23 protein-coding genes are annotated in these 23665 nt (G+C 63.3%); 10 read left to right on the forward strand and 13 right to left on the reverse strand.

The genetic code is table 11. The features are described 5' to 3' along the window. Positions 1-31 precede the first annotated feature (31 nt). A complete protein-coding gene (locus ACFHWW_RS01775) occupies positions 32-802 on the reverse strand; it encodes an SDR family oxidoreductase (protein ID WP_324762723.1) in 771 nt (256 codons plus the stop codon). A gap of 221 nt (positions 803-1023) precedes the next feature. Here ACFHWW_RS01775 and ACFHWW_RS01780 point away from each other — a divergent pair, with 221 nt between their 5' ends. Then, a complete protein-coding gene (locus ACFHWW_RS01780; protein ID WP_018093900.1) occupies positions 1024-1515 on the forward strand; it encodes a ferritin-like domain-containing protein in 492 nt (163 codons plus the stop codon). A 33-nt stretch (positions 1516-1548) separates the two neighbouring features. Here ACFHWW_RS01780 and ACFHWW_RS01785 read toward each other — a convergent pair whose 3' ends face one another. Further along, positions 1549-2439 carry a LysR substrate-binding domain-containing protein gene (locus ACFHWW_RS01785; RefSeq protein ID WP_379937115.1) on the reverse strand — a complete coding sequence of 297 codons (891 nt, stop codon included), beginning with the start codon at positions 2437-2439 and terminating at the stop codon, positions 1549-1551. A gap of 186 nt (positions 2440-2625) precedes the next feature. Between ACFHWW_RS01785 and ACFHWW_RS01790 the strand changes: the two genes are divergently transcribed. Both ACFHWW_RS01790 and ACFHWW_RS01795 read left to right on the forward strand, forming a co-directional pair. After that, on the forward strand, positions 2626-3621 hold the full coding sequence (locus tag ACFHWW_RS01790; protein WP_379937116.1) for an aldo/keto reductase: 996 nt from the start codon (positions 2626-2628) through the stop codon (positions 3619-3621). A 151-nt stretch (positions 3622-3772) separates the two neighbouring features. Further along, positions 3773-4132: a nuclear transport factor 2 family protein gene (locus ACFHWW_RS01795; RefSeq protein WP_379937117.1), complete on the forward strand. Its 360-nt coding sequence runs from the start codon at positions 3773-3775 to the stop codon at positions 4130-4132. 212 nt (positions 4133-4344) lie between these two features. Here the strand turns inward: ACFHWW_RS01795 and pheT are convergent, their stop codons facing one another. The 5 genes from pheT to infC form a co-directional block, all read right to left on the reverse strand. Further along, on the reverse strand, positions 4345-6771 hold the full coding sequence (gene pheT / locus ACFHWW_RS01800; RefSeq protein WP_379937118.1) for a phenylalanine--tRNA ligase subunit beta: 2427 nt from the start codon (positions 6769-6771) through the stop codon (positions 4345-4347). 33 nt (positions 6772-6804) lie between these two features. After that, positions 6805-7887 carry a phenylalanine--tRNA ligase subunit alpha gene (gene pheS, locus ACFHWW_RS01805; RefSeq protein WP_100669841.1) on the reverse strand — a complete coding sequence of 361 codons (1083 nt, stop codon included), beginning with the start codon at positions 7885-7887 and terminating at the stop codon, positions 6805-6807. A 145-nt stretch (positions 7888-8032) separates the two neighbouring features. Then, positions 8033-8437, reverse strand: coding sequence for a 50S ribosomal protein L20 (gene rplT, locus ACFHWW_RS01810; RefSeq protein WP_004435481.1), 405 nt, complete (start codon positions 8435-8437; stop codon positions 8033-8035). A 36-nt stretch (positions 8438-8473) separates the two neighbouring features. Continuing rightward, positions 8474-8677 carry a 50S ribosomal protein L35 gene (rpmI, locus tag ACFHWW_RS01815; RefSeq protein ID WP_004435490.1) on the reverse strand — a complete coding sequence of 68 codons (204 nt, stop codon included), beginning with the start codon at positions 8675-8677 and terminating at the stop codon, positions 8474-8476. Between the two features lie 236 nt (positions 8678-8913). Continuing rightward, positions 8914-9450 (reverse strand): translation initiation factor IF-3, encoded by a 537-nt coding sequence (gene infC / locus ACFHWW_RS01820; RefSeq protein ID WP_014527030.1) that lies wholly within the window; start codon positions 9448-9450, stop codon positions 8914-8916. Between the two features lie 217 nt (positions 9451-9667). Between infC and ACFHWW_RS01825 the strand changes: the two genes are divergently transcribed. Together ACFHWW_RS01825 and ACFHWW_RS01830 are read left to right on the forward strand one after the other, a co-directional pair. Beyond that, positions 9668-10519 (forward strand): carboxylesterase, encoded by an 852-nt coding sequence (locus ACFHWW_RS01825; protein ID WP_100669842.1) that lies wholly within the window; start codon positions 9668-9670, stop codon positions 10517-10519. A 283-nt stretch (positions 10520-10802) separates the two neighbouring features. Continuing rightward, positions 10803-11423 (forward strand): transglutaminase-like cysteine peptidase, encoded by a 621-nt coding sequence (locus tag ACFHWW_RS01830; protein WP_026168499.1) that lies wholly within the window; start codon positions 10803-10805, stop codon positions 11421-11423. Positions 11424-11753: 330 nt separating this feature from the next. Here ACFHWW_RS01830 and mbfA read toward each other — a convergent pair whose 3' ends face one another. The 3 genes from mbfA to efp all read right to left on the reverse strand — a co-directional run bounded on the left by mbfA (position 11754) and on the right by efp (position 14894). Beyond that, complete coding sequence (gene mbfA / locus ACFHWW_RS01835; RefSeq protein WP_379937121.1) at positions 11754-12737, reverse strand: iron exporter MbfA; 984 nt, start codon at positions 12735-12737, stop codon at positions 11754-11756. A 149-nt stretch (positions 12738-12886) separates the two neighbouring features. Continuing rightward, on the reverse strand, positions 12887-14128 hold the full coding sequence (cfa1, locus tag ACFHWW_RS01840; protein WP_379937122.1) for a cyclopropane-fatty-acyl-phospholipid synthase: 1242 nt from the start codon (positions 14126-14128) through the stop codon (positions 12887-12889). 196 nt (positions 14129-14324) lie between these two features. Next, positions 14325-14894, reverse strand: a complete 570-nt coding sequence (efp, locus tag ACFHWW_RS01845) for an elongation factor P (protein ID WP_004435501.1) — start codon at positions 14892-14894, stop codon at positions 14325-14327. 161 nt (positions 14895-15055) lie between these two features. Between efp and epmA the strand changes: the two genes are divergently transcribed. Further along, entirely contained in the window at positions 15056-16108 is a 1053-nt protein-coding gene (gene epmA, locus ACFHWW_RS01850; RefSeq protein ID WP_379937123.1) for an EF-P lysine aminoacylase EpmA, read from the forward strand. Further along, positions 16105-17157, forward strand: a complete 1053-nt coding sequence (locus ACFHWW_RS01855; RefSeq protein WP_100669844.1) for a lysine-2,3-aminomutase-like protein — start codon at positions 16105-16107, stop codon at positions 17155-17157. Before epmA ends, ACFHWW_RS01855 begins: the two co-directional genes overlap by 4 nt. A gap of 69 nt (positions 17158-17226) precedes the next feature. Here ACFHWW_RS01855 and ACFHWW_RS01860 read toward each other — a convergent pair whose 3' ends face one another. Beyond that, positions 17227-17892 (reverse strand): OmpA family protein, encoded by a 666-nt coding sequence (locus ACFHWW_RS01860; protein ID WP_033047230.1) that lies wholly within the window; start codon positions 17890-17892, stop codon positions 17227-17229. Between the two features lie 261 nt (positions 17893-18153). On the opposite strand from ACFHWW_RS01860, the gene ACFHWW_RS01865 reads away from it, so the two are divergent. Continuing rightward, positions 18154-18792, forward strand: coding sequence for an exopolysaccharide biosynthesis protein (locus ACFHWW_RS01865; protein WP_100669845.1), 639 nt, complete (start codon positions 18154-18156; stop codon positions 18790-18792). A 36-nt stretch (positions 18793-18828) separates the two neighbouring features. Here the strand turns inward: ACFHWW_RS01865 and ACFHWW_RS01870 are convergent, their stop codons facing one another. Then, a complete protein-coding gene (locus tag ACFHWW_RS01870; protein ID WP_379937124.1) occupies positions 18829-19356 on the reverse strand; it encodes a GNAT family N-acetyltransferase in 528 nt (175 codons plus the stop codon). A 1-nt stretch (position 19357) separates the two neighbouring features. Then, the gene (locus ACFHWW_RS01875; protein ID WP_379937125.1) at positions 19358-19936 is read right to left on the reverse strand and encodes a helix-turn-helix domain-containing protein; all 579 of its coding nucleotides are present in this window, start codon (positions 19934-19936) and stop codon (positions 19358-19360) included. Positions 19937-20126: 190 nt separating this feature from the next. On the opposite strand from ACFHWW_RS01875, the gene ACFHWW_RS01880 reads away from it, so the two are divergent. Together ACFHWW_RS01880 and lepA are read left to right on the forward strand one after the other, a co-directional pair. Continuing rightward, on the forward strand, positions 20127-21392 hold the full coding sequence (locus ACFHWW_RS01880; RefSeq protein WP_379937126.1) for an MFS transporter: 1266 nt from the start codon (positions 20127-20129) through the stop codon (positions 21390-21392). Positions 21393-21441: 49 nt separating this feature from the next. Next, positions 21442-23277, forward strand: coding sequence for a translation elongation factor 4 (gene lepA / locus ACFHWW_RS01885; protein WP_275596962.1), 1836 nt, complete (start codon positions 21442-21444; stop codon positions 23275-23277). Positions 23278-23665: the final 388 nt, after the last annotated feature.

Here is a 23665-nt window from a genome sequence, read left to right on the forward strand (position 1 = left end):
TGCTTTCAGTTGCTGTGCTCACGCTCTGCGCTCACGCCTTCGCCACCGAAGCGCCGCCGTCGGCCAGCAGCGCCGCGCCGGTCACGAAGCTGGCACCGTCCGAGGCGAGATAAAGCGCCGCTTCGGCGATTTCCTCGGGTCGCGCAATGCGCTTCAATGCGTGCAGCCCTTCCACGAAACCGCGCGTCTCGGGCGCCGCTCCCGGGAGGTTCGCGAAATTGGCGGGCGTGTCGGTGCCGCCGGGCAGCAGCGCGTTCACGCGGATGCCGCGCGCGCCAAGCTCGACGGCCAGCGCCTGCACCAGCCCGATCAGTCCCGCCTTGCTCGCCGCATAGGGGGCGACCCCGGCAAAGCCGGCCGTGTGGCCGACGAAGCTCGAAGTGAAGGTGAGCGAACCACTGCCCCGCGCCGCGATTGCCGGAACCTGATACTTCACCGCCAGGAAGGCGCTCGTCAAATTGGTATCGAGCGTCTCGCGCCAGCCTTCGACGCTGAGCGACGAAATCTCTCCCATCGCACCGAGCGCGCCGGCATTGTTGAAGGCGGTATCGAGCCCGCCGAAGCGGCGCACCGCCAGTTCGACCAGCGCCTCATGCAGGGCTTCGTCGCGCACGTCGCCGGCAAGCGCTGCCGCCTCGCCGCCCTCTCGGGCAATCTCGTCGGTAAGCTCCGCAAGCGCATTCTCGTTGCGGGCGGTGACCACAACCTTTGCCGCCTCGCGCGCAAAGAGCAGCGCGGCGGCGCGGCCGATACCCGAGCTTGCGCCGGTGACGATCGCGATCTTACCTTCCAGTCTCGACATGATTCTTCTCCATCCGATTGCGTTGACGGCGGGACCATTGCCGATGCGCCACGCTGCAACCACCCGATTTCCGCCTGAAGTGAAACGGACACCCTTCGCGAAAGCGACGAATTTGACCCGCGTCTCATGCGCTTTTTGCAGTCGCGAGGAACAAATCTTCGCCCTTTGCTGTTGATTGCGGGTCGAAGGCAACACGAAGCAGACGAGGAAGGAAACCCGAAATGGCCAAAGAAAAAACGCTGGACGACCTGTTCCACGATACGCTCAAGGACATCTATTATGCCGAGCGGAAAATCCTGAAGGCTTTGCCGAAGATGGCGCGCGCAGCCCAGGCCCCTGAGCTGAAGGCCGCGTTCGAGAAGCACAAGGAGCAGACCGAGACCCATGTGGAGCGGCTGCAGCAGGTATTCGAAATGATCGGCAAGCGCCCGCAGGGCAAGACCTGTGAGGCGATCGAGGGCATCGTCGCCGAGGGCGAAGAGATCATGGACGAATTCAAGGGCACGGCCGCGCTCGATGCGGGCCTCATCTCCGCCGCGCAAGCGGTCGAGCATTATGAAATCTCCCGCTACGGCACCCTGAAGACCTGGGCAAAGACCATCGGTCTCAAGGATGCGGTATCGCTGCTCGACGCGACTTTGAAGGAAGAAGTCGTCACCGACGAGGACCTGACGAAACTCGCGATGGCCCAAGTGAACAAGAAGGCCGCGTAAGCCGTCACGACGGCCGGCGCTCCCCGCCGGCCGTCACCCGCTGTGGCGGAAGAAATCGATGAAGGCCCGGAGCGCCGGACGCATCAGCCGGCGGGTTGGATAATAGAGGAAGGGGCCCGCATAGGGCGCGCACCAGTCCTCGAGCACCCGGACCAATTTGCCCTCACCTACATATCCGCTGACGCGCGGCTCGAAGAGATAGGCGAGCCCCGCACCGCCGATCGCGGCCTCGATGATCGGCCGGTCCTCGCCCAGAATGAGCGGGCCGTTCACCGAAACGGTCAGTTCCTCCCCCTCTTTCTCGAACTCCCAGCGATATAGGGTGCCGTTGGAGAAGCGGCGGCGGATGCAGCGATGGCCCGCGAGATCGCGCGGGTGCCGCGGCCGCTGAAAGCGCTCGAAATAGGACGGTGCGGCGACGACCGCGCTCTTCAGCTCGGGCCCCACCTTCACCGCGACCATATCGGCCTCCAGGCTCTCGCCGAGCCGGATGCCGGCGTCATGCCCCTCCTCGACAATATCGGTGAAGCCGTCTTCATTGGCGATTTCGAGGACGATGTCCGGATAGCGGCCGAGGAAGTCGCCAAGGCGCGGCGCCAGAATGAGGTCGGCTGCAAAACGAGGGGCGGTGACGCGCAGTTTTCCGGCCGGACGATCGCGCGCCTCCGCCGCCCGCTGCAGCGCCTCGGCAATGTCGTCGAGCGCCGGCCGCAGCCGCTCCAGCAGGCGCTTTCCCTCCTCCGTGGCCGCGACGCTGCGCGTCGTGCGCGCGAGGAGACGAACGCCGAGGCTCGCCTCCAGACTGCCCACGGCGTGGCTGACGGCAGATGGCGCGATGCCGAGTTCCTTCGCCGCCCCGCGAAAGCTGCCATGGGCGGCGACGGCGGAAAGGACGGCCAGTTGGGAGAGCTGTGTGCGGTTCATTGATCGAAATAATAGAACAGCCCGTGAGAATTGACAGAGATTTTCAACCGGCCGCGCGGCACCTATCTTCGCCTTGTCGTCGGGCCCGTGCCGAAAGGCTCAGTCCAGCGATATGCTTCTCTATCTTCTTCGCGAACGCCGTATGCCACCCCGCAGGCCGCGCGTTCAGCCCGAAAGGAAATCCAAATGAAGACCCGCAAGCTCGGCAATGAACTCACCGTTTCGGCCGTCGGCCTCGGCTGCATGGGCATGAGCTTCGCCTATGGCGAAGCCGACGAGAGCCAATCGATCCGCACGCTACACCGCGCCATCGAACTCGGCGTCGACTTCTTCGATACGGCGGAAGTTTATGGGCCTTATGAGAACGAGAAGCTCCTGGGCAAGGCGCTGAAGAGCCGGCGAGACCAGGTGGTGATCGCTACCAAGTTCGGTTTCCGCATCGACCCCGACAAACCCGCCGCCGAAGCGATCAAAGGCGTCGATGGCCGGCCGGAAAATGCGAAAGCCGTCGCCGAGGCCTCCCTCAAGCGACTCGGGACGGACGTCATCGACCTCTATTACCAGCACCGCATCGATCCCGCCGTGCCGATCGAGGAAACCGTCGGCGCGATGGCGGAACTGGTGAAGGAGGGCAAGGTGCGCGCACTCGGGCTTTCCGAGGCAAGCGCCGCTACCATACGCCGTGCCCATGCCGTGCATCCGATCGCAGCGATACAAAGCGAGTATTCGCTCTGGTCGCGCGACCCGGAACAGGAGGTGCTCGATACCTGCCGCGAACTGGGCATCGGCTTCGTGCCCTATAGTCCGCTCGGGCGCGGCATGCTGACAGGCACCATCCGCAAGGTCGAAGATCTCGCTGCCGACGATTTCCGCCGGTCGCTGCCGCGCTTCCAACAGGAGAACTTCGAGGCCAACGCCGCGCTGGTCGCAACCCTCGAAAGGCTGGCCGTGGAAAGAGGCGTGACGGCCGCCCAACTCGCACTCGCCTGGGTGGTCAACCAGGGAGATGACATCGTTCCGATCCCGGGCGCGCGCAGGATCGAGCATCTGGAGCAGAACGTGGCTGCCGCCGGAATCGTCCTCACCGACAGGGAACGCGCCGAACTCGGCGAAGCGCTCTCTCCAGCGCTGGTCGCTGGAAAACGCTACACCGATGCGTCGCTGGCACTGACGAACAGGTGAAGACCCGGCGGGCAGCGTCGAAGTCCTGGAGGGCATCGCAATTCCATTGCGATGTCCTACCTATGAGAAGATGTCCGCCTTCGTGGGAACAGGAGCGGCCTGCGGGGCGGATAGCCGCATCTGTCACCGCTCCGGAAAGGAGGAAAAAACCATGTCCGAAGAGCAGGCCATCAGCGCGGTCGTCCATCTTTATGTCGACGGCATGGCCTTCGCCAACGAGGGAGCTTTGCGCAAGGCCTTCCATCCGAGCGCATCGATCGTCGGCAACTCAGGAGGAGCCGTCGAGTGGCAGACACGCGACGCCTTCATCACCTCTATCGTGAGGGAGGGCGCGGCGTCCCCGGGTACGCAGCCGCTCATGGAAGTGGAGATGGTCCACATCACCGGCGACGTCGCCAGCGTGAAGGTGATCGATGAATTCGCCGGCGCGCGCTATTCCGATTACCTGTCCTTGCTGAAGGTCGACGGGCGATGGCTGATCGTCAACAAGGTCTGGCACCGGCATGGCTAGTTGCGCGTCCCATAAGACGCGGCGGCGCTGTAGGACTTTTCGGAGGATTGCAATCTCTGCTTTTTCCTCATCCCTGCGCTCGCCACAGGGATGAGAGCAGCGCCGCGTGTGCGGCGCGGAAGCGTTCTATCAGCCCAAGGACTTGGGCTGGCTGGATTCCTGTGACGAGCACAGGAATGAGGAAACCAAACCGGCTCCCCCTCACCTATTCATCAAGCGCGCAGCACGCCCCCGGTGCTCTTTGCCACGTTGGCGACGATGCGCGAGGTCAGCGCCTCGAAATCCTCATCGGTCAGCGTGCGCTCTACCGGCTGGATCGTTACCTCGATCGCTACCGACTTCCTGCCCTCGCCGAGAGATGCGCCTTCGAAGACGTCGAAGACGTTGACGGCCGCAACCAGTTTGCGGTCGGCGCCGGACGCGGCCCTGACGATCGCAGCGGCCTCGACCGCCTTGTCTACGACGAAGGCAAAGTCGCGTTTGACTGCCTGGAAGGGCGAAAGCTCCAGTGCCGGCTTGGTGCGGGTCGTCTTCTTCTTCGGCTCCGGCATGGCATCGATATAGATCTCGAAGCCTGAAAGCGGCCCGGAGACGTCGAGGGCGTCCAAGGTCTTCGGGTGGAACTCCCCGAAAGCGCCGAGCACGATCTTCGGGCCCAGCTTGATCGTTGCCGAGCGGCCGGGGTGATACCAGGCGGGACCGCCGGCTTCGAACTGGACATTGGCCATCGGCACGCCGCAGGCCTCGAGCACGGCGATGGCATCGGCCTTCGCGTCGAAAACATCGACCGGCTTGCCGCCGCCCTTTACGGCGTTCGACCACGACCGGCCGGTGCCGTTGAGCGACGCGGTGCCGCGGCGGATGCCGCCGGCGACGCGGCGCTGCGCCTCGGGCGTGTCGCCCTCATAGATGCCGGAAACCTCGAAGATCGCGACATCGCCGTAGCCCTTGTCGGCATTGCGCTGCGCCGCGGCCAGGAGGCCCGGCAGGAGCGACGGCCGCATGTCCGACATGTCGGCGGCGATCGGATTGGCCAGCTTCAGTTCCGGCCGGCCGCCGCCGAAGAGTTTTGCATGCTCTTCCGGGATGAAGGACCAGGTGACGGCTTCGAGCATGCCGCGGCTTGCGAGCGCACGCCGCGCCTGACGCGTGCGGATCTGCAGCACCGTCAGGATCTTGCCGTTGACGGCATTGTGGCTTGCAAGCGGCGCGGCGACGATGTTGTCGACGCCATGGATGCGCATGACCTCCTCTACGAGGTCCGCCTTGCCGTCGATGTCCGGCCGCCAGGAGGGGACGGTTACCGTCAGACGTTCGCCGGAGCCCTCGACGCCGAAGCCGAGCTTCCTGAGGATGGAAACGCTCTCCTCGGAGGAGACCTCGAGGCCGGTCAGGCGCTTGACCTCCGAGACCGGGAAATCGAGGGACTTGGGCTCGTGGCCCTCATAACCGACGACGTCCATCTTGGCCGCGGTACCACCGCAGAGCTCCAGCACCAGTTCGGTCGCCCGTTCGAGGCCAGGCGCCATGTATTCCGGATCGACGCCGCGCTCGAAGCGGTAGCGCGCATCGGTGATGATGCCGAGCGTGCGGCCGGTCTTGGCGATGTTCATCGGATCCCAGAGCGCCGATTCGATCAGCACGTCGGTCGTCGCCTCGTCACAGCCGGAATGCTCGCCGCCCATGATGCCGCCGATCGACTCGACGCCTTCTTCGTCGGCGATCACCACATTGGCGGGCGACAGCGTGTATTCGCGCGTATCGAGCGCCAGCACCTTTTCGCCTTCCCTGGCACGGCGGACCGTCAGGTTGCCCTCGACCTTCGCCGCGTCGAAGACATGCAGCGGCCGGCCCTGGTCGAAGGTCAGGTAATTGGTGATATCGACCAGCGCGTTGATCGGGCGGAGGCCGATGGCAGTCAGCCGCTGGCGCATCCAGGCGGGGCTCGGGCCGTTCTTCACGCCGCGCACGAGGCGAAGCGCGAAGCTGGGGCAGAGATGCCTGTCCTCACCGAGATCGAGGCGGACCTTGACGGGCGTCTCGCCTTCCACCGCGAAGGACGGCGCCGGCCGCGCCTTCAAGGTGCCGAGACCGGATGCCGCGAGATCGCGGGCAATGCCGTGGACGCTGGTGCAATCCGGCCGGTTCGGGGTCAGGTTTATCTCGATGACCGGGTCGTCGAGGCCGGCATAGGTCGCATAGCTGGTGCCGACCGGCGCGTTCTCGGGCAGATCGATGATGCCGGTGTGGTCGTCGGAGATCTCCAGCTCCTTTTCCGAGCACATCATGCCGCGGCTTTCGACGCCACGGATGTTGCCGACGGAGAGCGTCACGCCGATGCCGGGCACATGGGTGCCGGGCGCGGCAAAGGCACCGACGAGGCCCTTGCGCGCGTTCGGCGCGCCGCAGACGACCTGCACCGGCTCGCCGGAGCCGGTGTCGACCATCAGCACTCTGAGCTTGTCGGCATTCGGGTGCTGCTCGGCGGAGATCACCCTGGCGATGACGAAGGGCTTGAACGCCGCCTTGTCGTCGACATCCTCGACTTCCAGCCCGATCATCGTCAGGCGGGCGCAGATTTCCTCGAGCGAGGCGTCGGTTTCCAGATGGTCCTTCAGCCAGGAAAGCGTGAACTTCATGATGTCACCTGTGTCCTTGATTTTCTGCGCGGGTCACGCCGAGAGGCCGCCGAAGAGCGTCGGCATGTCGAGCGGGCGGAAGCCGTAATGGGTCATCCAGCGGACATCGGCATTGAAGAAGTCGCGCAGGTCGGGCATGCCGTATTTCAGCATGGCGATGCGATCGAGCCCCATGCCCCAGGCGAAGCCTTGATATTCGTCCGGATCGAGGCCGCCGGCCCTGAGCACGTTCGGATGCACCATGCCGCAGCCGAGAATCTCCATCCAGTCCTTGCCCTCGCCGAACTTGACGATCGGGCCGGAGCGGTCGCACTGGATGTCGACCTCGAAGGAGGGTTCCGTGAACGGGAAGAAGGACGGGCGGAAACGCATCGTCACCTGATCGACCTCGAAGAAGGCCTTGCAGAATTCCTCGAGCACCCAACGCATATTGGCGACATTCGCCGTCCTGTCGATGACGAGACCTTCCACCTGATGAAACATCGGCGAGTGGGTCGCGTCGGAATCCTGGCGGTAGGTCTTGCCCGGAATGATGATGCGAATCGGCGGCTGCCCGGCCTCCATCGTGCGTATCTGCACCGGCGAGGTGTGCGTGCGCAGCACCTTGCGCTCACCCTTCTCGTCGGGCGCGAAGAAGAAGGTGTCGTGCATCTCGCGGGCCGGATGACCTTCGGGGAAGTTCAGGGCCGTGAAGTTGTAGTAGTCGGTCTCGATATCCGGCCCCTCGGCAATCGAGAAACCCATGTCGCCGAAGATCGCGGTGATCTCGTCGACGATCTGGCTGATCGGATGGATGCGGCCGCGCTCGGCCGGCGAGGACCGGACGGGCAGGCTGATGTCCACCGTCTCGCGCGCCAGCCGTTCGGCGATCGCCGCGTCCTTGAGCGCCGTCTTGCGGGCGGAGATCGCCTCCGTCACCGTGTTCTTCAGCGCATTGATGCGCGCGCCGCGGGTCTGGCGCTCCTCCGGGCTCATCGAACCGAGCGTCTTCAGCAGTTCCGAGATCGATCCCTTCTTGCCGAGCGCGCCGACGCGCACCGCCTCGATCGCCCCCTCGTCGGCGGCGGCGGCGATTTCCGCCAGCAAGGTCCGTTCCAATGTTTCCAGTTCGCTCATTCTGTCCTGCCTCGATGCGGTTCGTGTATCGGTTCGACACTTCGGCGGTAGGATCGCGCCGCGAGCCGAACAAGAAAAACCCGCGCCAGCCCTGCCAGCGCGGGTTTCCCAACAATTTCAGAAACGGTCTTGGGAAAACGCTGGCTTAACGGACAGCGCTTTCAAACTCGTTTGCCGTGCCGGCTTCCTTGAGATAGGCGAGCGCCTTCTTGGAAGCTTCGACCAGGGCGCCGAATGCTGCCGGCTCATGGATTGCCATGTCGGACAGGACCTTGCGATCGACTTCGATACCGGCCTTGTTCAGACCGTCGATGAAGCGGCCGTAGGTAAGGCCGAATTCGCGGACGGCAGCGTTGATGCGCTGGATCCAGAGCGCGCGGAAATTGCGCTTGTTGACCTTGCGGTCGCGGTAAGCAAACTGCTTGGAACGATCCACCGCTGCCTTGGCGGCGCGGATGGTGTTCTTGCGGCGGCCGTAGAAGCCCTTGGCGGCCTTGAGCGTCTTCTTGTGCTTGGCGTGGGAGGTTACGCCGCGTTTTACACGTGCCATGTCATGATCTCCTTAAAATCCAAATCGCCAGACGTCTTAAAGACCGTTAGGCAGGTAGTTCTTGACGACCTTCTTGCCATCGGGCTCAGCGAGAACCATGGTTCCGCGCGCGTCGCGAATGAACTTGTTGGACCGCTTGATCATGCCGTGGCGCTTGCCAGCAGCAGCAGCTCGAACTTTGCCGGTTGCGGTGATTTTGAACCGCTTTTTGGCAGACGATTTCGTCTTCATCTTGGGCATTTTGCTACTCCATTGTTCTTGATATGCGAAACAGGCAGACGAAGCCCATTTCCAGCGTTAAGAACGGCCACGGCATGCCCTGCCGGACCGTTCGGACGGGGGCTTATAACCGCACATCCCGGAAAAGGCAAGCGGTCCGGAGGTCGCTCGCGTAAGCTTTCCCAAAAAGGAAAGCCGCCCCACGAACTTCCCGGGGCGGCTTCACCAAGCGTGTCTGGTCTGTCAGGCTCCGCCGATCACTTCGGCGCAAGAACCATCATCATCTGGCGGCCTTCGAGCTTGGGTTCGGCTTCCACCTTGGCGATTTCCTGGGTGTCGTCCTTGACCTGCATCAGAAGTTTCATGCCGAGTTCCTGGTGGGCCATTTCGCGGCCGCGGAACTTCAGCGTCACCTTGACCTTGTCGCCTTCCTCGAAGAAGCGGTTCATGGCCTTCATCTTCACCTCATAATCATGGGTGTCGATGTTGGGGCGCATCTTGATTTCCTTGATCTCGACGATCTTCTGCTTCTTGCGCGCCTCGGCGGCTTTCTTCTGGTTCGCGTATTTCAGCTTGCCGAGGTCGAGGATCTTGCACACCGGCGGATCGGAGTTCGGTGCGATCTCTACGAGGTCGAGACCGGCCTCGTCCGCCATGCGGAGCGCCTGGTCGATCGGAATGCTGCCCAAGTTCTGGCCTTCGGCATCGATAAGCTGAACCCGGGGGACCCGGATTTCCTTGTTTGCGCGCGGTCCTTCCTTGACTGGAGCGTCCGCTTTGAAGGGTCTGCGAATGGTCGTACTCTCCTCGAGCTATTGATAGTAAATATTCGGTCAAACGGTCAGCGCGATCTCAAACAGAAGCGCTTGAAACAGTCACTGACGGCAATGTGTGAATTGCGGCTCCAGAGTCAATAGCATGGCCCGCAATGAAAATCATCCTCTGTCGATGCCCGAAAGAATCTGTTTTAGAAGGAAATCCGTCATTATCAGGCCTTCAGGGAGTTACTCGATGTCGACCACGCCGGCTGAAACCGAGATCACGCGGATCGAAGTGGGAACGGGAGATGCGGCCAGAAGCATCGCCATGCGTATCTTCCGCGCCGGAAATCCGTCGGATGTCCAATTGAAAGACCGGCAGCATCCAGGCCATCCGGCGCTCGTCTGGCTCGGCGGCTACCGATCCGACATGACCGGAACGAAGGCGGTGGAGGTCGAGCGGCACGCGCGCGAGGCCGGCACCGACTGCATTCGCTTCGACTATTCGGGCCACGGCGCGTCGGACGGCGACTACAGGGACGGCACGATCTCGCGCTGGGTCGAGGAGAGTCTTGCCGTGATCGATCACGCCGCGACGGCGCGCATGATCCTGATCGGTTCCTCCATGGGTGCCTGGGTCGCGCTGCGCCTTGCCGAGAAGCTCAAAAGCCGCGCCCGCCTCGGGGAGGGTGGGGTCGGCCGCCTCTGCGGACTCGTGCTGATCGCCCCGGCCCCCGACTTCACCGCCGAGCTCATCGAGCCCAATCTTACCGATGCCGAAAGGACCTCGCTCGCCGAACGGGGTTATTTCGAAGAGCCATCGGAATACAGCCCCGAACCCAATGTTTTCACCCGCGCGCTGATCGAGGATGGCCGCAACAACCTCGTCATGAAAGGGCCGATCGAAACCGGCTGCCCGGTGCACATTCTCCAGGGCATGCGCGATCCGGACGTCCCCTACACGCATGCCCTCAAACTGATGGAGCACATGCCGGCTGACGACGTCGTCATGACCCTGATCCGCGATGGCGACCACCGGTTGTCCCGCGAGGAGGACATTGCCAAATTGAAACAGGCGATCGACGCCATGCTGACCAAGGCCTGAGCGCACGACTAGTCCATCCGGCCTAATCAAAATTCCCTGAAATTGCTTCGCAACGCACAGCCAAACCCCTGCGCTGGCGGGCTTCTGCGTCCGTCTGCCGCGAGCCTTAACCATAAAACGGACTAGTCCGAATCAGGCGATTGACTCCGACAAGCGGAGTATATTAACTCTTTATTAACGATTAGAGCAGCGCAGGGGAAATTCCTAATAAAGCTGTCGACAACTTTTGATTGCGCGGATCGATCCGGAAGGTACGGATGCGGGCGCGTTGCAGGGGATCTGTATGCAGTCTTGGACCGGGGTTAAGGCAAGTTTCGCGGCGCTGTGTGCGCTTTTCATCTCCACGAACACGGCAATTCCCGCACAGGCGGGAGCTACTCCCTGGATGCAGACCGGCGCGGTGACCTCGCAGCCGATCGGGCATTACGAGTTCTGTCAGAAGCACAGGGGCGAGTGCAGCGTCCGTTCGAAGGCGACGGTGCCGCCGCGTGTCACCGCCGGCGGCTGGGCTGCCATTCGCCAGGTCAACGCTTCCGTCAACCGGCAGATCGCGCCGGTAACAGACATCGAGCTTACCGGCCGGGACGAGGTGTGGTCCTATCCGGGGAGACAGGGCGATTGCGAGGACTTCGCGCTCGAAAAGCGCAGACGCCTCATGCAGAAGGGCTTCTCCGCCGGCAACCTGCTGATGACGGTGGTGCGCAAGCCGGATGGCGAAGGCCATGCGGTGCTGACGGTACGCACAGCGCAGGGCGACTTCGTTCTCGACAATCTCGACGATGGGGTGAAGCTGTGGACGCACACGCCCTACCGCTTCCTCAAGCGGCAGGCGACGACCCACAGCGGCCGTTGGGTCACCATCGACAATGGCGGGGAAGTGCTCGTCGGTTCCGTCGGAAACTGATCCCGTCGAACGGTTCCTTTCAAAAAGGCCGCATCCTGCGGCCTTTTTTACGCGTGTCGGTGAAATCCTCAGATACCCAAAGCGGGCGTCGTGGTAACGCGTGCCGTCCCCGAAACTCCTCCTTCCTGTGCTCGTCACAGGAATCCAGCCAGACCAGGTCCTTGGGCTGAAAGAGCTCATCACCGCGCCGCAGACGCGGTGCCGCTGCTCGCTGTAACGAGCACGACTCCAGAGCACTTCCAGGAAAAGTGTCTAACGGGTTTCCGTCCGGAAGTGCGTTGGTTCAAATGGGTAGAGCGCTTCAGTGTTTCTACGAAACATTGAAATGCTCTAAGCATTCCCGATGACGATGCCGGCGGCAAGAACCAGGCCGCCACCGAGCACCACCTGGAAGGCGGCCCTCAGGAAGGGCGTTTCCATATAGCGATTCTGGATGAAGGCGATTGCCCATAGTTCGAAGAAGACGATTGCCGCTGCCGTCATTGTCGCGGTCCAGAAATGCGGAATGAGATAGGGCAGAGCGTGGCCGAGACCGCCGAGTGCCGTCATGATGCCCGAGGCAAGCCCGCGCTTGACCGGCGAGCCGCGGCCGGAAAGCTTGCCGTCATCATGCGCCGCCTCGGTGAAACCCATCGATATGCCTGCGCCGACGGAGGCCGACAGACCGACGAGAAAGGTCTGCCATGTATCCTGCGTGGCGAAGGCTGCGGCGAAGATCGGCGCGAGCGTCGAAACGGAGCCATCCATCAGTCCCGCGAGGCCCGGCTGCACATAGGTGAGTATGAACTGGCGGCGTGAGGTCTCATCTTCCTCGTCGCGCACGTCCACGGGCGTATGCTCCTCACCGAGCCGGCGGGCGAGCGATTCATGCGACTTCTCGGCAATCGCCAGATCGCCCAAGAGCTTGCGCGTCGCCGCGTCCTGCGTGCGCGCCGCAGCCTCGACGTAAAACCGGTGCGCCGCCTCCTCCATCGCCTCGGCTTCGGCGCGCGCCTTTTCGATCGGCATCTCGGCGATCAGCCAATCGGGCTTGCGCTCCGGAAAATCGCGCACGTGTTCGCGCCGAACGAGCGGGATGCGGTTGCCGAAACGGGCGACGTGCAGGTCGATCAAGGCCTGGCGGTGGTGGCTCTCCTCCTCCGCCATTTCCTCGAAGACCCTTGCGGAATGGGGATATTTTTGGCGCAGAGCGTCGGCATAGGCGAGATAGATGCGTCCATCGTCCTCTTCCGAGGATATGGCGAGGGCAAGGATTTCCTGTTCGCTCAAGGACAGGAACGGACGTTTGTAACGGGAGAAAAGCCGGGAGAGCATCGCAAGACCTTCTTTAGAATAATTCTAAATAAGCGCCGATGCGTGAGGCGTCAAGGCGGTGGATCGGCGGCAACGCGTCCATCTTCGCGGCGCGCACTCGCCCCCTCCCCTTGTGGGGAGGGATTGGAAGGGGCAACCCTGAGGTTGAGTCAAACCGCCAGATCGAGCGCCTTTTCCTTCTCGATATAGGTGCGCTGCAGATCGGTGATGTAATCACGAACGATCGGCGCCGCGTCGCGTGATCGCGACAGCTGCATATGGAAGACGAGCTGGCTGCCGGTGCGGAACATCATTTCCGCGCTGATCAGGTAGAACTCCCACATGCGGGCGAAGCGCTCGTCGTACATCGCCACCACCTTGTCGCGATTCTCGTCGAAACGCGCGCCCCAATGGGCGAGCGTCGTAGCATAATGCACGCGCAGGAATTCGAGATCGGTCACCCAAAGGCTGTTGCGTTCGACCACCTCGAAGACCTCCGACAATGCCGGGGAATAGGCGCCGGGGAAGATGTATTTGCGGAGCCAGGCGCTCGCCATGCCGGGCGGGCTCATATGGCCGATCGAATGGAGCACGGCCAGCCCGTCATCCGGCATCAACGCATTCAGTTTCTTGAAGAACTCGTCATAGTGATGGACGCCGACATGCTCGAACATGCCGACCGAAACGATCCGGTCGAACGGCCCCTCGACGTCGCGGTAGTCCTTGAGTTCGAAGCGCACGCGGTCCGCCATTCCGGCCGCACGTGCCCGCTCGGAGGCGAGCGCCTGCTGTTCCTTGGAAAGGGTCACACCCAGCACCTCGACGTCTTCGAGCGAGGCGAGATAGAGGGCGAGATCTCCCCAGCCGCAGCCGATGTCGAGTACCCTCATGCCCGGCTTCAGACAGAGCTTTGCCGCAAGCAGCCTCAGCTTATTTCGTTGCGCAGCCTCCAAAGTCTCGTGCGGCTCGCGGAAATAGGCGCAGGAATAGAGCATGTTTTCGTCGAGGAAGAGCTTGTAGAAATCATTGCCGAGATCGTAATGATGCGCGACGTTCTGCTGCGCCTTGCCCTTGGGGTTGGCCTGCTGGCGCTTGCGAAAGCGCATCTTCACCGCCCGTAGCAGCTTCTGAATAGGATAGGAGCCGAGTGACAGGCGGTTGATCGAAAAGAGCGTCAGGAAATCCCGCAGCGTCGAGCCTTCCTCGAACCGCATGGTCCCGTTCATATAGGCTTCGCCGGCGGCGAGCTCGGCATTGAAGACGAGGCTGCGATAGAGCCGCTTGTCGGTGAGCCGCATCGTCACGCTCGGCCCGGGCTCGCCGGCAAAGACGTGCCGCTTGCCGTCGGCATCGATTACCGTGAGCGCCCCCTTGCGAATGAACGACTTCATCATATGCGATAATGGAAACATGCAGTGCCGCGCCTCTCATCCCGATCCGGAGGGCGGCATCCTAAGCACTTCCAGAAAAAATGTGTAACGGTTTTCCGTGCGGAAGCGCTCGGTTTCACAGGCTTCGAGCGTTTCGCCGCTTCAAGCGAACGGTGAAACGAGAACGGGGACGGCAGTCATCGACTACCGTCCCCGTTTCGATCTCCGTCAGGACAGATCAGTCCTTGGCGCGCTCGACATAGGACCCGTCTTCCGTCGCAATGACGACGCGGGTGCCGGCCTGGATGTGCGGCGGCACCAGGGTACGAACCCCGTTCGAAAGCACGGCGGGCTTGTAGGAGGAGGAGGCCGTCTGGCCCTTGACGACCGGCTCCGTCTCGGTGATTTCGAGAGTGACGTGGCGCGGCAGGTCGATGGCGATGGCAATGCCTTCGTGGATCGACAGCATCACGGCCATGCCTTCCTGAAGATAGGCCTTCAAGTCGCCGATGTCTTCGGAGCTCATGACGAGCTGGTCGTAGCTTTCCGGGTTCATGAAGTGGAAGCCTTCGCCATCTTCATAAAGGAAGGTGTGCTCGCGGTCTTCGACGAAGGCGCGCTCGACCTGCTCGGTCGTGCGGTAGCGCTCGGAGACCTTCACGCCGTCGGAGATGCGGCGCATGTCGACCTGCGTGACCGGCGTGCCCTTGCCCGGATGGAAGTTCTGCGCGGTGAGCACGACATAAAGCTTGCCGTCGACGTCGAGAACGTTGCCCTTGCGGACCGAAGAAGCGATGACCTTGACCATTAGTCTTCCTTGTAACAGAGGTATCAGCGACACGAGCGGGCCGGAGATCGGCCCGGAAGGGACGCGAAAATTCAGTTTTCGCGCCGCCACTATCCTAATTTCGCGCAAATAGCCAGCCTGAGCGGGCATTCGCGCGGAAGAAAGCCTGGACCGAACCGACCATGCCGCATGCTTCTCCCTGGTGGACACCCGATGTCCATGCCGACCGGCGCCCCTTCCTGATCGGGCGCAATCGCATCCAGTCGGCGCTCCGCCGGTTCTTCGACGAACGCAGCTTCGTCGAGGTCGACACGGCAGCGCTGCAGGTGTCGCCGGGCAACGAGGCGCATCTGCATGCCTTTGCGACCGAGGCGCTTGGGCTCGACGGCTCCGTCCAGCCGCTCTATCTCCACACCTCTCCGGAATTCGCCTGCAAGAAGCTCATTGCCGCCGGCGAACGGCGCATCGCCTGTTTCGCCCATGTCTACCGCAACCGCGAGCGCGGCCCGCTGCATCATCCGGAATTCACCATGCTCGAATGGTACCGCGCCGAGGAGAGCTACGAGACGCTGATGAATGACTGCGCCGGAATTCTCGCGCTCGCCGCCGAGACAGTCGCCGCGCGGTCCCTCGTCTATCAGGGAAGAGCGTGCGATCCTTTCGCCGAGCCGGAGCGGCTCTCGGTCGCCGAGGCCTTCGCGCGCTTCGCGGGGATCGACCTTCTCGCCTCGATCCGGGAAGACGGCTCCACCGACCGCGACAGCCTCGCGGCGGCCATGCGGGAGGTGGGCCTGCGTGTCGCCGGAGACGATAGCTGGGCCGATCTCTTCAGCCGCGTGCTCGTCGAAAGGGTCGAGCCCAATCTCGGCTTCGGGCGCGCCACGATCCTCGACGAATATCCGGTCGCCGAGGCCGCACTTGCCCGGCCTGCAGCCGGCGACCCTCGCGTGGCAGAGCGTTTCGAGCTCTATGCCTGCGGCGTCGAACTCGCAAATGCCTTCGGCGAATTGACCGATGCCGCCGAGCAGCGCCGCCGGTTCGAGCTGGAAATGGCTGAAAAGGCGCGGGTCTACGGCGAGACCTACCCGATCGACGAGGATTTCCTCGCGGCGCTCGCCGGCATGCCCGAGGCGAGCGGCATCGCGCTCGGCTTCGACCGTCTGGTCATGCTGGCAACGGGCGCATCCCGCATCGATCAGGTTCTTTGGGCCCCCGTCGCGGAGGCCAGGCCATGACCGCGGAACGCGCCATCAGAACAGCGCGTGAGCTCGCCGACGCCGGTCTCGTTGGGCCAGAGCAGGAAGAGGCGATTTCCCGTGTCGCGTCCCGCTACGCCGTAGCCATAAGCCCGGCAATCGCGCGCCTTGTGAACCGGGACGATCCGAACGACCCGATTGCGCGGCAGTTCGTGCCCGACATGGCCGAACTCACGCTCATGCCGGAAGAGCGTGCCGATCCGATCGGCGACGGCACGCACAGCCCGGTTGCCGGCATCGTCCACCGTTATCCGGACCGGGTGCTCCTGAAGGCGGTTCATGTCTGCCCGGTCTACTGCCGCTTCTGCTTCCGCCGCGAGATGGTCGGCCCCGAGGGTCTCGGCACGCTCACGCCCGCGGAACTCGATGCGGCGCTCGCCTATATCGCCGGGCGCCCGGAAATCTGGGAGGTGATCCTGACCGGCGGCGATCCGCTGGTGCTCTCGCCCCGGCGGCTTGGCGAAATCATGGTGCGGCTCGCAGAAATCGAGCACGTCAAGGTCGTGCGCTTCCACACGCGCGTGCCGGTGGTCGAGCCCGAACGGGTGGATGCGGGGCTGATCGCCGCTTTGAGGAGCAGCGGCAAGGCGACCTATGTGGCGCTTCATGCCAACCATCCGCGGGAACTCACCGCCGAGGCGCGCGCCGCCGCCGCGCGGCTGATCGATGCGGGCATCGTCATGGTGAGCCAGTCGGTGCTGCTGAAGGGCGTCAACGACGACCCGGACGTGCTCGCCGCGCTGATGCGCGCCTTTGTCGAGACGCGGATCAAGCCCTATTACCTGCACCATCCGGATCTTGCGCCCGGCACCAGCCATTTCCGGCTGTCCATCGAGGAGGGCCAGGCGCTCGTCGCCTCGCTGCGTGGACGCGTCTCGGGCCTTTGCCAACCCGCCTACATCCTCGACATTCCCGGCGGCCACGGCAAGGCCATCGTCAGCGCGAGCGCGATCGAGGCGGAAGGCGGTGGCTGCTACACGGTCACCGACTTCCGCGGGAACAGGCACGACTATCCGCCGAAGGGGTGAGGCCGTATCGGAACGTGAAAAGGCCGCCCGGACGATCCGCGCGGCCCTTCGCCATAACGTTGAAGCCGTTCAGCCCTGTTTGATCGGCGCGATCGAGATTTCGACGCGGCGGTTCTGGGCGCGGCCGACTTCGGTGGCGTTCGACGCAATCGGCCGCTCCAGGCCGTAGCCCACTGCCGACATGCGGCGCTGGTCGACGCCGCGGCTGGCGAGATAGTTGGCGACCGAGGCCGCGCGCCGCTCCGAAAGTCCCTGGTTATAGGAGGCGCTGCCGGTGGAGTCGGTGTGACCGTCGACGTCGATCAGTGTCTTGTTGAACTTGCGCAGCACGATCGCAACCGAGTCGAGGGTCGGGTAGAAGGCCGGAATCACCTGGTCGCGGTCGGTCGCGAAGGTGATGTTCGACGGCATGTTCAGGATGATGCGGTCGCCGGCGCGGGTGACCGAAACGCCGGTGCCCTGCAGCTGCGCCCGCAGTTCCGATTCCTGCTGATCCATGTAGTTTCCGACCAGGCCGCCGCCGAGAGCGCCGATGCCTGCGCCGACAAGAGCGGCATCACGCCGGCCCGCTGCGCTGCCGCCCACCAGAAGACCGGTCGCAGCGCCGAGACCCGCGCCGATCAAAGCGCCTCCGGCCGTGTTCGACATCTTCTGTTCTCCCGTATAGGGATCGGTGGTGGTGCATCCGGAAAGATAGACGGCCACGACAGCCAGGATGGCGCATTTCTTGATCATCGAATCAATTGTCCCCATTGGTGCTCAGGATCGGTTCATACTATCGATTGCGGCAGGAAGATGAAGGGGCCTTCTACTTTCCCCGATCGGGAGTATTGCGGTGCACCATTTCTGCCGGACCTCGCCATATTGCTGACCAGAGGGCCCGCTAACCGAAGGTTCACGCGCTTGGCGCTATGGTCTGCCGGGCCCGGTTCGGCGTAAAGAATGCGAGTCGTGGACGCCGCATGGAGCGCCCGCAAATCGTGAAGGGAAAAAATCATGGCGGTCGAGTTCGGCGATTCGCAACGCAGCCTCAGCGACACGCTCACCGGCATGATCGCGTCGATCAGAGGCAATACGATCACGCTGCGCGAGCTGATGATCGAGATCGGCGAGCAGGGCTTCCTCCTTCTTTGCGCGCTGCTGACCCTGCCGTTCCTGATCCCTGTTTCCATTCCGGGTGTCAGCACCGTCTTCGGGGCGGCCATCATTCTCATTTCGCTCGCGATCACCCTCAACCGCATGCCCTGGCTGCCGAAGCGCATCCTCGATCGGGAGATCGACACGGAAAAGCTCGTGCCGACGCTCCGCAAAGGTGCGGCACTGGTCTCGAAGCTCGACCGCTATGTGCGCCCGCGAGTCAATTTTTTGACCGAAGGCGCCCTGATGAACCGTTTCAACGGCCTGATGATCATGGCCGGTGGCGTGCTTCTCATGTTTCCGCTCGGGCTGATTCCGCTGTCGAACACGCTGCCCGGCATCGCCATCCTGCTCCTGTCGCTCGGCATCATCCAACGCGACGGGCTGATGGTGGCCGGCGGCTATTTCTTCCTGTTCGCGACCACCGTCTATTTCGCAGTTCTCGGCTATGCCGCTTTTGCCGCCGGCCAGGGGCTCTCGCACTTCTTCGTTTCGTGATTGCGACGGCAACCGGGCGGGTCCATTCGAGCCGCCCTATATGGCAAGGTGCTTGTAGAAGAACGTCGTCGCGCAATAGCGGCCGTCCGGCATCAGCGCGTAGTCGGGAACGACACCGGCGCGCGTCCAGCCGAAGCGCTCGTAGATCGCTTCGGCCGGCTCTCCGGTCGCCGTGTCGAGGACCAGGACTCTTCTGCCGCGCCTGAGGGCTTCCGCTTCGGCTGCGTCCATCAGGCAACGCGACAGGCCGAGACCGCGGGCGTCGCGGTGGACGAGCAGTTTCCTGACATCGGCGCGATGCGGCTGGTTCGGCATGGTGCCGACGCCGAGCTGCACGGTGCCCGCCATTCGGCCATCGACTTCGGCCGCGAGGAGAACCGTTTCGCCGCGCCCGACGGCGGCGGCGACGCCCTCCCAGAATTGAACGGCGGCGTGCGGCGAAAAGGGATGCATGAAGCCGACCGAAGCGCCGCCTTCGACGCAATCGGAGAGGATTTCGGCCAGAGCCGGCAGGGCGGCCAGGGTTTCTTCTGCGGTGAGCACGCGTATATCGGCGTCGGGCATGTCAGACCTTGTTGCGGCAGAGGATGACGGCGTAATGCGCCGGTTCCTCGTGGGGATTGTAAAAGATGTGGGCCTCTTCAAGCCCCATGAAGATGCAGTCGCCCGGCTCCAAGAGCTGCCGTCCGCTTTCCATCGTCAGTTCGAGGCGGCCGGAAAAAAGCCAGAGGTGCTGGGTGATGCCGCGGTCCATCGGCTGTCGCTCGAAGACGACGCGGGCGCCGGGCGGAAACTCGACCTCGACGATGTCGACCGGCGAACCGACGCCTTCGGGTGAAACGGAACGGCGCAGGTAGCCGCTTTCTGGATCGCGCCACAGCCGCTGCTCCGCGCGCCGGGCCAAGGGCGAGGCCTCGCCCCTCTCGGAAGCAAAAAGCGCCGAAAGCGTCGTGCCCAACGCGCTGCATAGCTTCGCCAGAAGCTGCGCCGTCGGGCTCGCCTCTCCGCGTTCGATGCGCGAAATCATGGCGCGGCTGACGCCGGAGCGGCCGGCCAGGTCGTCAAGCGTCAGATCCCGCGCCATGCGCAGCTCGCGCAGGCGCATGCCGATGGTCTCTTCGAGAGGGGCGAGTGCATTTTCCATTATACGAGACTGCATTTCTCATATAATGGAGTCAAGGCGATCGAACCGAGAAATAAATTCGCGCATGCCGCTTTGACGACAGCGCCGGTCAGGGTCCTGCTTTATCGTCCGAACTCTGCGCCGATTCTTAAAACACATCCAACTTCAATAATTTAGATCATCTTCATACGATCGGCAGAAGGACAGGCAGATGCATCGATCTCCTTCGTCGCTGCTGTCGATCGCGAGCATAGTCGCCTCCATGACATCGGTCGCGGTCGGCAACGGCATGATGCTCGCCTATGTGCCCTTCGTGCTGACGCGCTCGGCGGCGCCGGATTGGGTCCCGGGAGCCGCCGTGACGGCGATTGCCTTCGGCGGGCTGATCGGCTGCCTCATGGGCGGCTCGCTCATTCGCCGCGTTGGCCACGCCCGCGCCTTTTCCTGCTCGATGGCGCTGGTCATTCTCGCGGCGCTGATGATCAGCCTCGGCGTCCACCCGCTGCTTTGGGTCGTCGCACGCGGCCTCTACGGCATTGCCGCCAACATGAATTTCATCATCACGCAGAGCTGGCTCAACCATGCCAGCGAGAACCACTGGCGCGGCCGGGCGATGGCGCTCTTCTACATGGCCTACGTCATCGGGCTCGGCGCCGGCGCCTGGCTCTTCGGGCAAATCCCGGTCGAGGGCAATCTCGCCCCGATCGTCACGATCTTCTTCACCGCGGTCGCCATCCTGCCGATCGGCCTCACGCGCCTGCCCACGCCGCCCGCCCCTGCCCGGGTCAGCATCGACATTCCCATGGTCTGGCGGATTTCTCCGGTCGCCTTCATCGGCGTGCTTGCATCCGGCGGCCTCTCCATGCTGGTGCAGGGCTTTACGCCGATCTATGCCGCCGCCAATTCCGTCAGTCAGAAAGACGTAGCGACATTGATGTTCGTCATGCAGTTCGGCCTGCTCTTCATCCAGTATCCGATGGGCGCCCTTTCAGACCGCACCGACCGCCGGATCGTCCTCATCGCCACCTGTATGCTCGTCATCGCGGCGGGCATCGCTGCGCTCGCCGCCTCCTTCGACAACCTGCTCCTGCTCATGCTGGTTTTCGCGATGTTCGCGGGGGCGGTCGAGACGGTCTATTCGATCGCCAATGCGCATGCCAACGATCGCACCGATCCGGCAGATTTCGTGCCGCTCGCCAGCACCATGCTGGTCGCCTGGTCGGCAGCGGCGACCCTCGTTCCGATGCTCGTGACCTTGCTGACGCCGGCCTTCGGCCAACGGACCTTCATCTATGCGACGATGACGGTGGCGCTCCTCTACGCCCTTTTCGTGCTCGTTCGCCTCCGCTCGCGCGAACGCGTCCCGCCCGAGCACTGCGACAGCTTCGAATTCAAAAGCGCCCAGGTGCCGAATGCCGCGGCACTCGCCGAGACGGAAGCGCGAGCGGAACGGCCGGTCAGACGCCCGGATTTATAGTGAACGAAGCCTTCATTTCCCGCTTTGCGCCGCCTGATCGCGCTGCTATATGCGGCCCATGAGCACACCATCTTCCAAGACGCCCCTGTCGCATATCCGCAACTTCTCGATCGTGGCGCATATCGATCACGGCAAATCGACGCTTGCCGACCGGCTGATCCAGTCGACCGGCGGCCTCGCCGAACGAGAAATGTCCGAGCAGGTCCTGGACAGCATGGACATCGAGCGCGAACGCGGCATCACCATCAAGGCCCAGACCGTGCGCCTGCACTACAAGGCGAACGACGGCGAGACCTATGTGCTGAACCTCATCGACACGCCCGGCCACGTCGACTTCGCCTACGAGGTCTCGCGCTCGCTTTCAGCCTGCGAAGGTTCGCTGCTCGTCGTCGACGCCAGCCAAGGCGTCGAAGCCCAGACGCTCGCCAATGTCTACCAGGCGATCGACAACAATCACGAGCTCGTCACCGTTCTGAACAAGATCGACCTGCCTGCGGCCGAGCCGGAGCGGATCAAGGAGCAGATCGAGGAAGTGATCGGCATCGACGCCTCCGACGCCGTGCTGATCTCCGCCAAGACCGGTCTCGGCATTCCGGATGTGCTGGAGGCGATCGTCCATAGGCTGCCCGCCCCGAAGAGCGAGGGCGGCGACGCCGCGCCCTTGAAGGCGCTGCTCGTCGACAGCTGGTACGACGCTTATCTCGGCGTCATGGTTCTGGTGCGCGTCATCGACGGAACGCTGAAAAAGGGCATGACCATCCGCATGATGGGGACGGATGCGAAGTACCAGGTGGAGCGCGTCGGCGTGCTGACGCCGAAGATGGTTGCCATGGAGGCGCTCGGCCCCGGCGAAATCGGGTTCATCACGGCTTCTATCAAGGAAGTGGCGGACACCCGCGTCGGCGATACGATCACCGAGGACAAGCGGCCGACGGCCAAGGCGCTGCCCGGCTTCAAGCCGGCCCAGCCGGTCGTGTTCTGCGGCCTCTTCCCGGTCGACGCCGCCGACTTCGAGGACCTGCGCTCGGCCATGGGCAAGCTGCGCCTCAACGACGCCTCCTTCTCCTTCGAAATGGAATCCTCCGCAGCGCTCGGCTTCGGTTTCCGCTGCGGCTTCCTCGGCCTCCTGCATCTCGAAATCATCCAGGAGCGTCTGGAGCGCGAATTCGATCTCGATCTGATCGCGACGGCACCCTCGGTCGTCTACAAGCTGTTTATGACCGATGGCACGGAGCGCGAGCTTCACAACCCTGCCGACATGCCGGACGTGGTCAAGATCGCCGAAATCCACGAGCCGTGGATCCGCGCGACGATCCTGACGCCCGACGAATATCTCGGCGGCATCCTGAAACTCTGCCAGGACCGTCGCGGCATCCAGATCGAGCTGACCTATGTCGGCACCCGCGCGATGCTCACCTATGACCTGCCGCTGAACGAAGTCGTGTTCGATTTCTATGATCGGCTGAAGTCGATCTCCAAGGGATACGCCTCCTTCGACTACCAGATCACCGAGCACAAGGAAGGCAATCTCGTGAAGATGTCGATCCTCGTCAACGGCGAGCCGGTGGACGCGCTGTCGATGATGGTGCACCGGATGGCGGCGGAAAAGCGCGGCCGCGAAATGTGCGAAAAGCTGAAGGAACTGATCCCGAAGCACATGTTCAAGATCCCGATCCAGGCCGCCATCGGCGGCAACGTGATCGCCCGCGAAACCATCTCGGCGCTGCGCAAGGACGTGACCGCAAAGTGCTACGGCGGCGACGCCACCCGAAAGCGCAAGCTGCTGGAGAAGCAGAAGGCCGGCAAGAAGCGGATGCGCCAGTTCGGCAAGGTGGAAATCCCGCAGGAAGCCTTCATCGCCGCACTGAAGATGAGCGACGAGTGATTTCCAATCAGGTCGACGCGCATAGAATATGCGCATCGGCCTGAAGCAAGGCGAAACGCGCGTCGTCGACCTGCGGGCCGCGTGACGAAAAGCGCCGCCGCCACGGACTTTGCGTTTCAAGGCTTCCGATCTTCTTGCGCGATCCGCCATGATCGCCACGGGCGCTGCGGTGTCTCAAGTGGCGACGCGGGCTTGACTTCGTTGGCGAAGTTTCCGACCTTCAGACCATGCCAGTGCTCGCGATCCATTTCCGCTGTTCTTTCCGGGTCTGCCCCATCGCAGGAACCTGACCCCGGCCCGGATGCGTGCGCTCTCCGGGTAAGGGGGCCTGCGCATCGGCGAGCGGAGGGCCAAGCCTCCACCCCCGAGCGGCGAGCGTAAATCATCC

It is taken from the genome of Sinorhizobium sp. P24N7 (genome assembly GCF_042436655.1).
Taxonomy (GTDB): domain Bacteria; phylum Pseudomonadota; class Alphaproteobacteria; order Rhizobiales; family Rhizobiaceae; genus Sinorhizobium; species Sinorhizobium meliloti_A.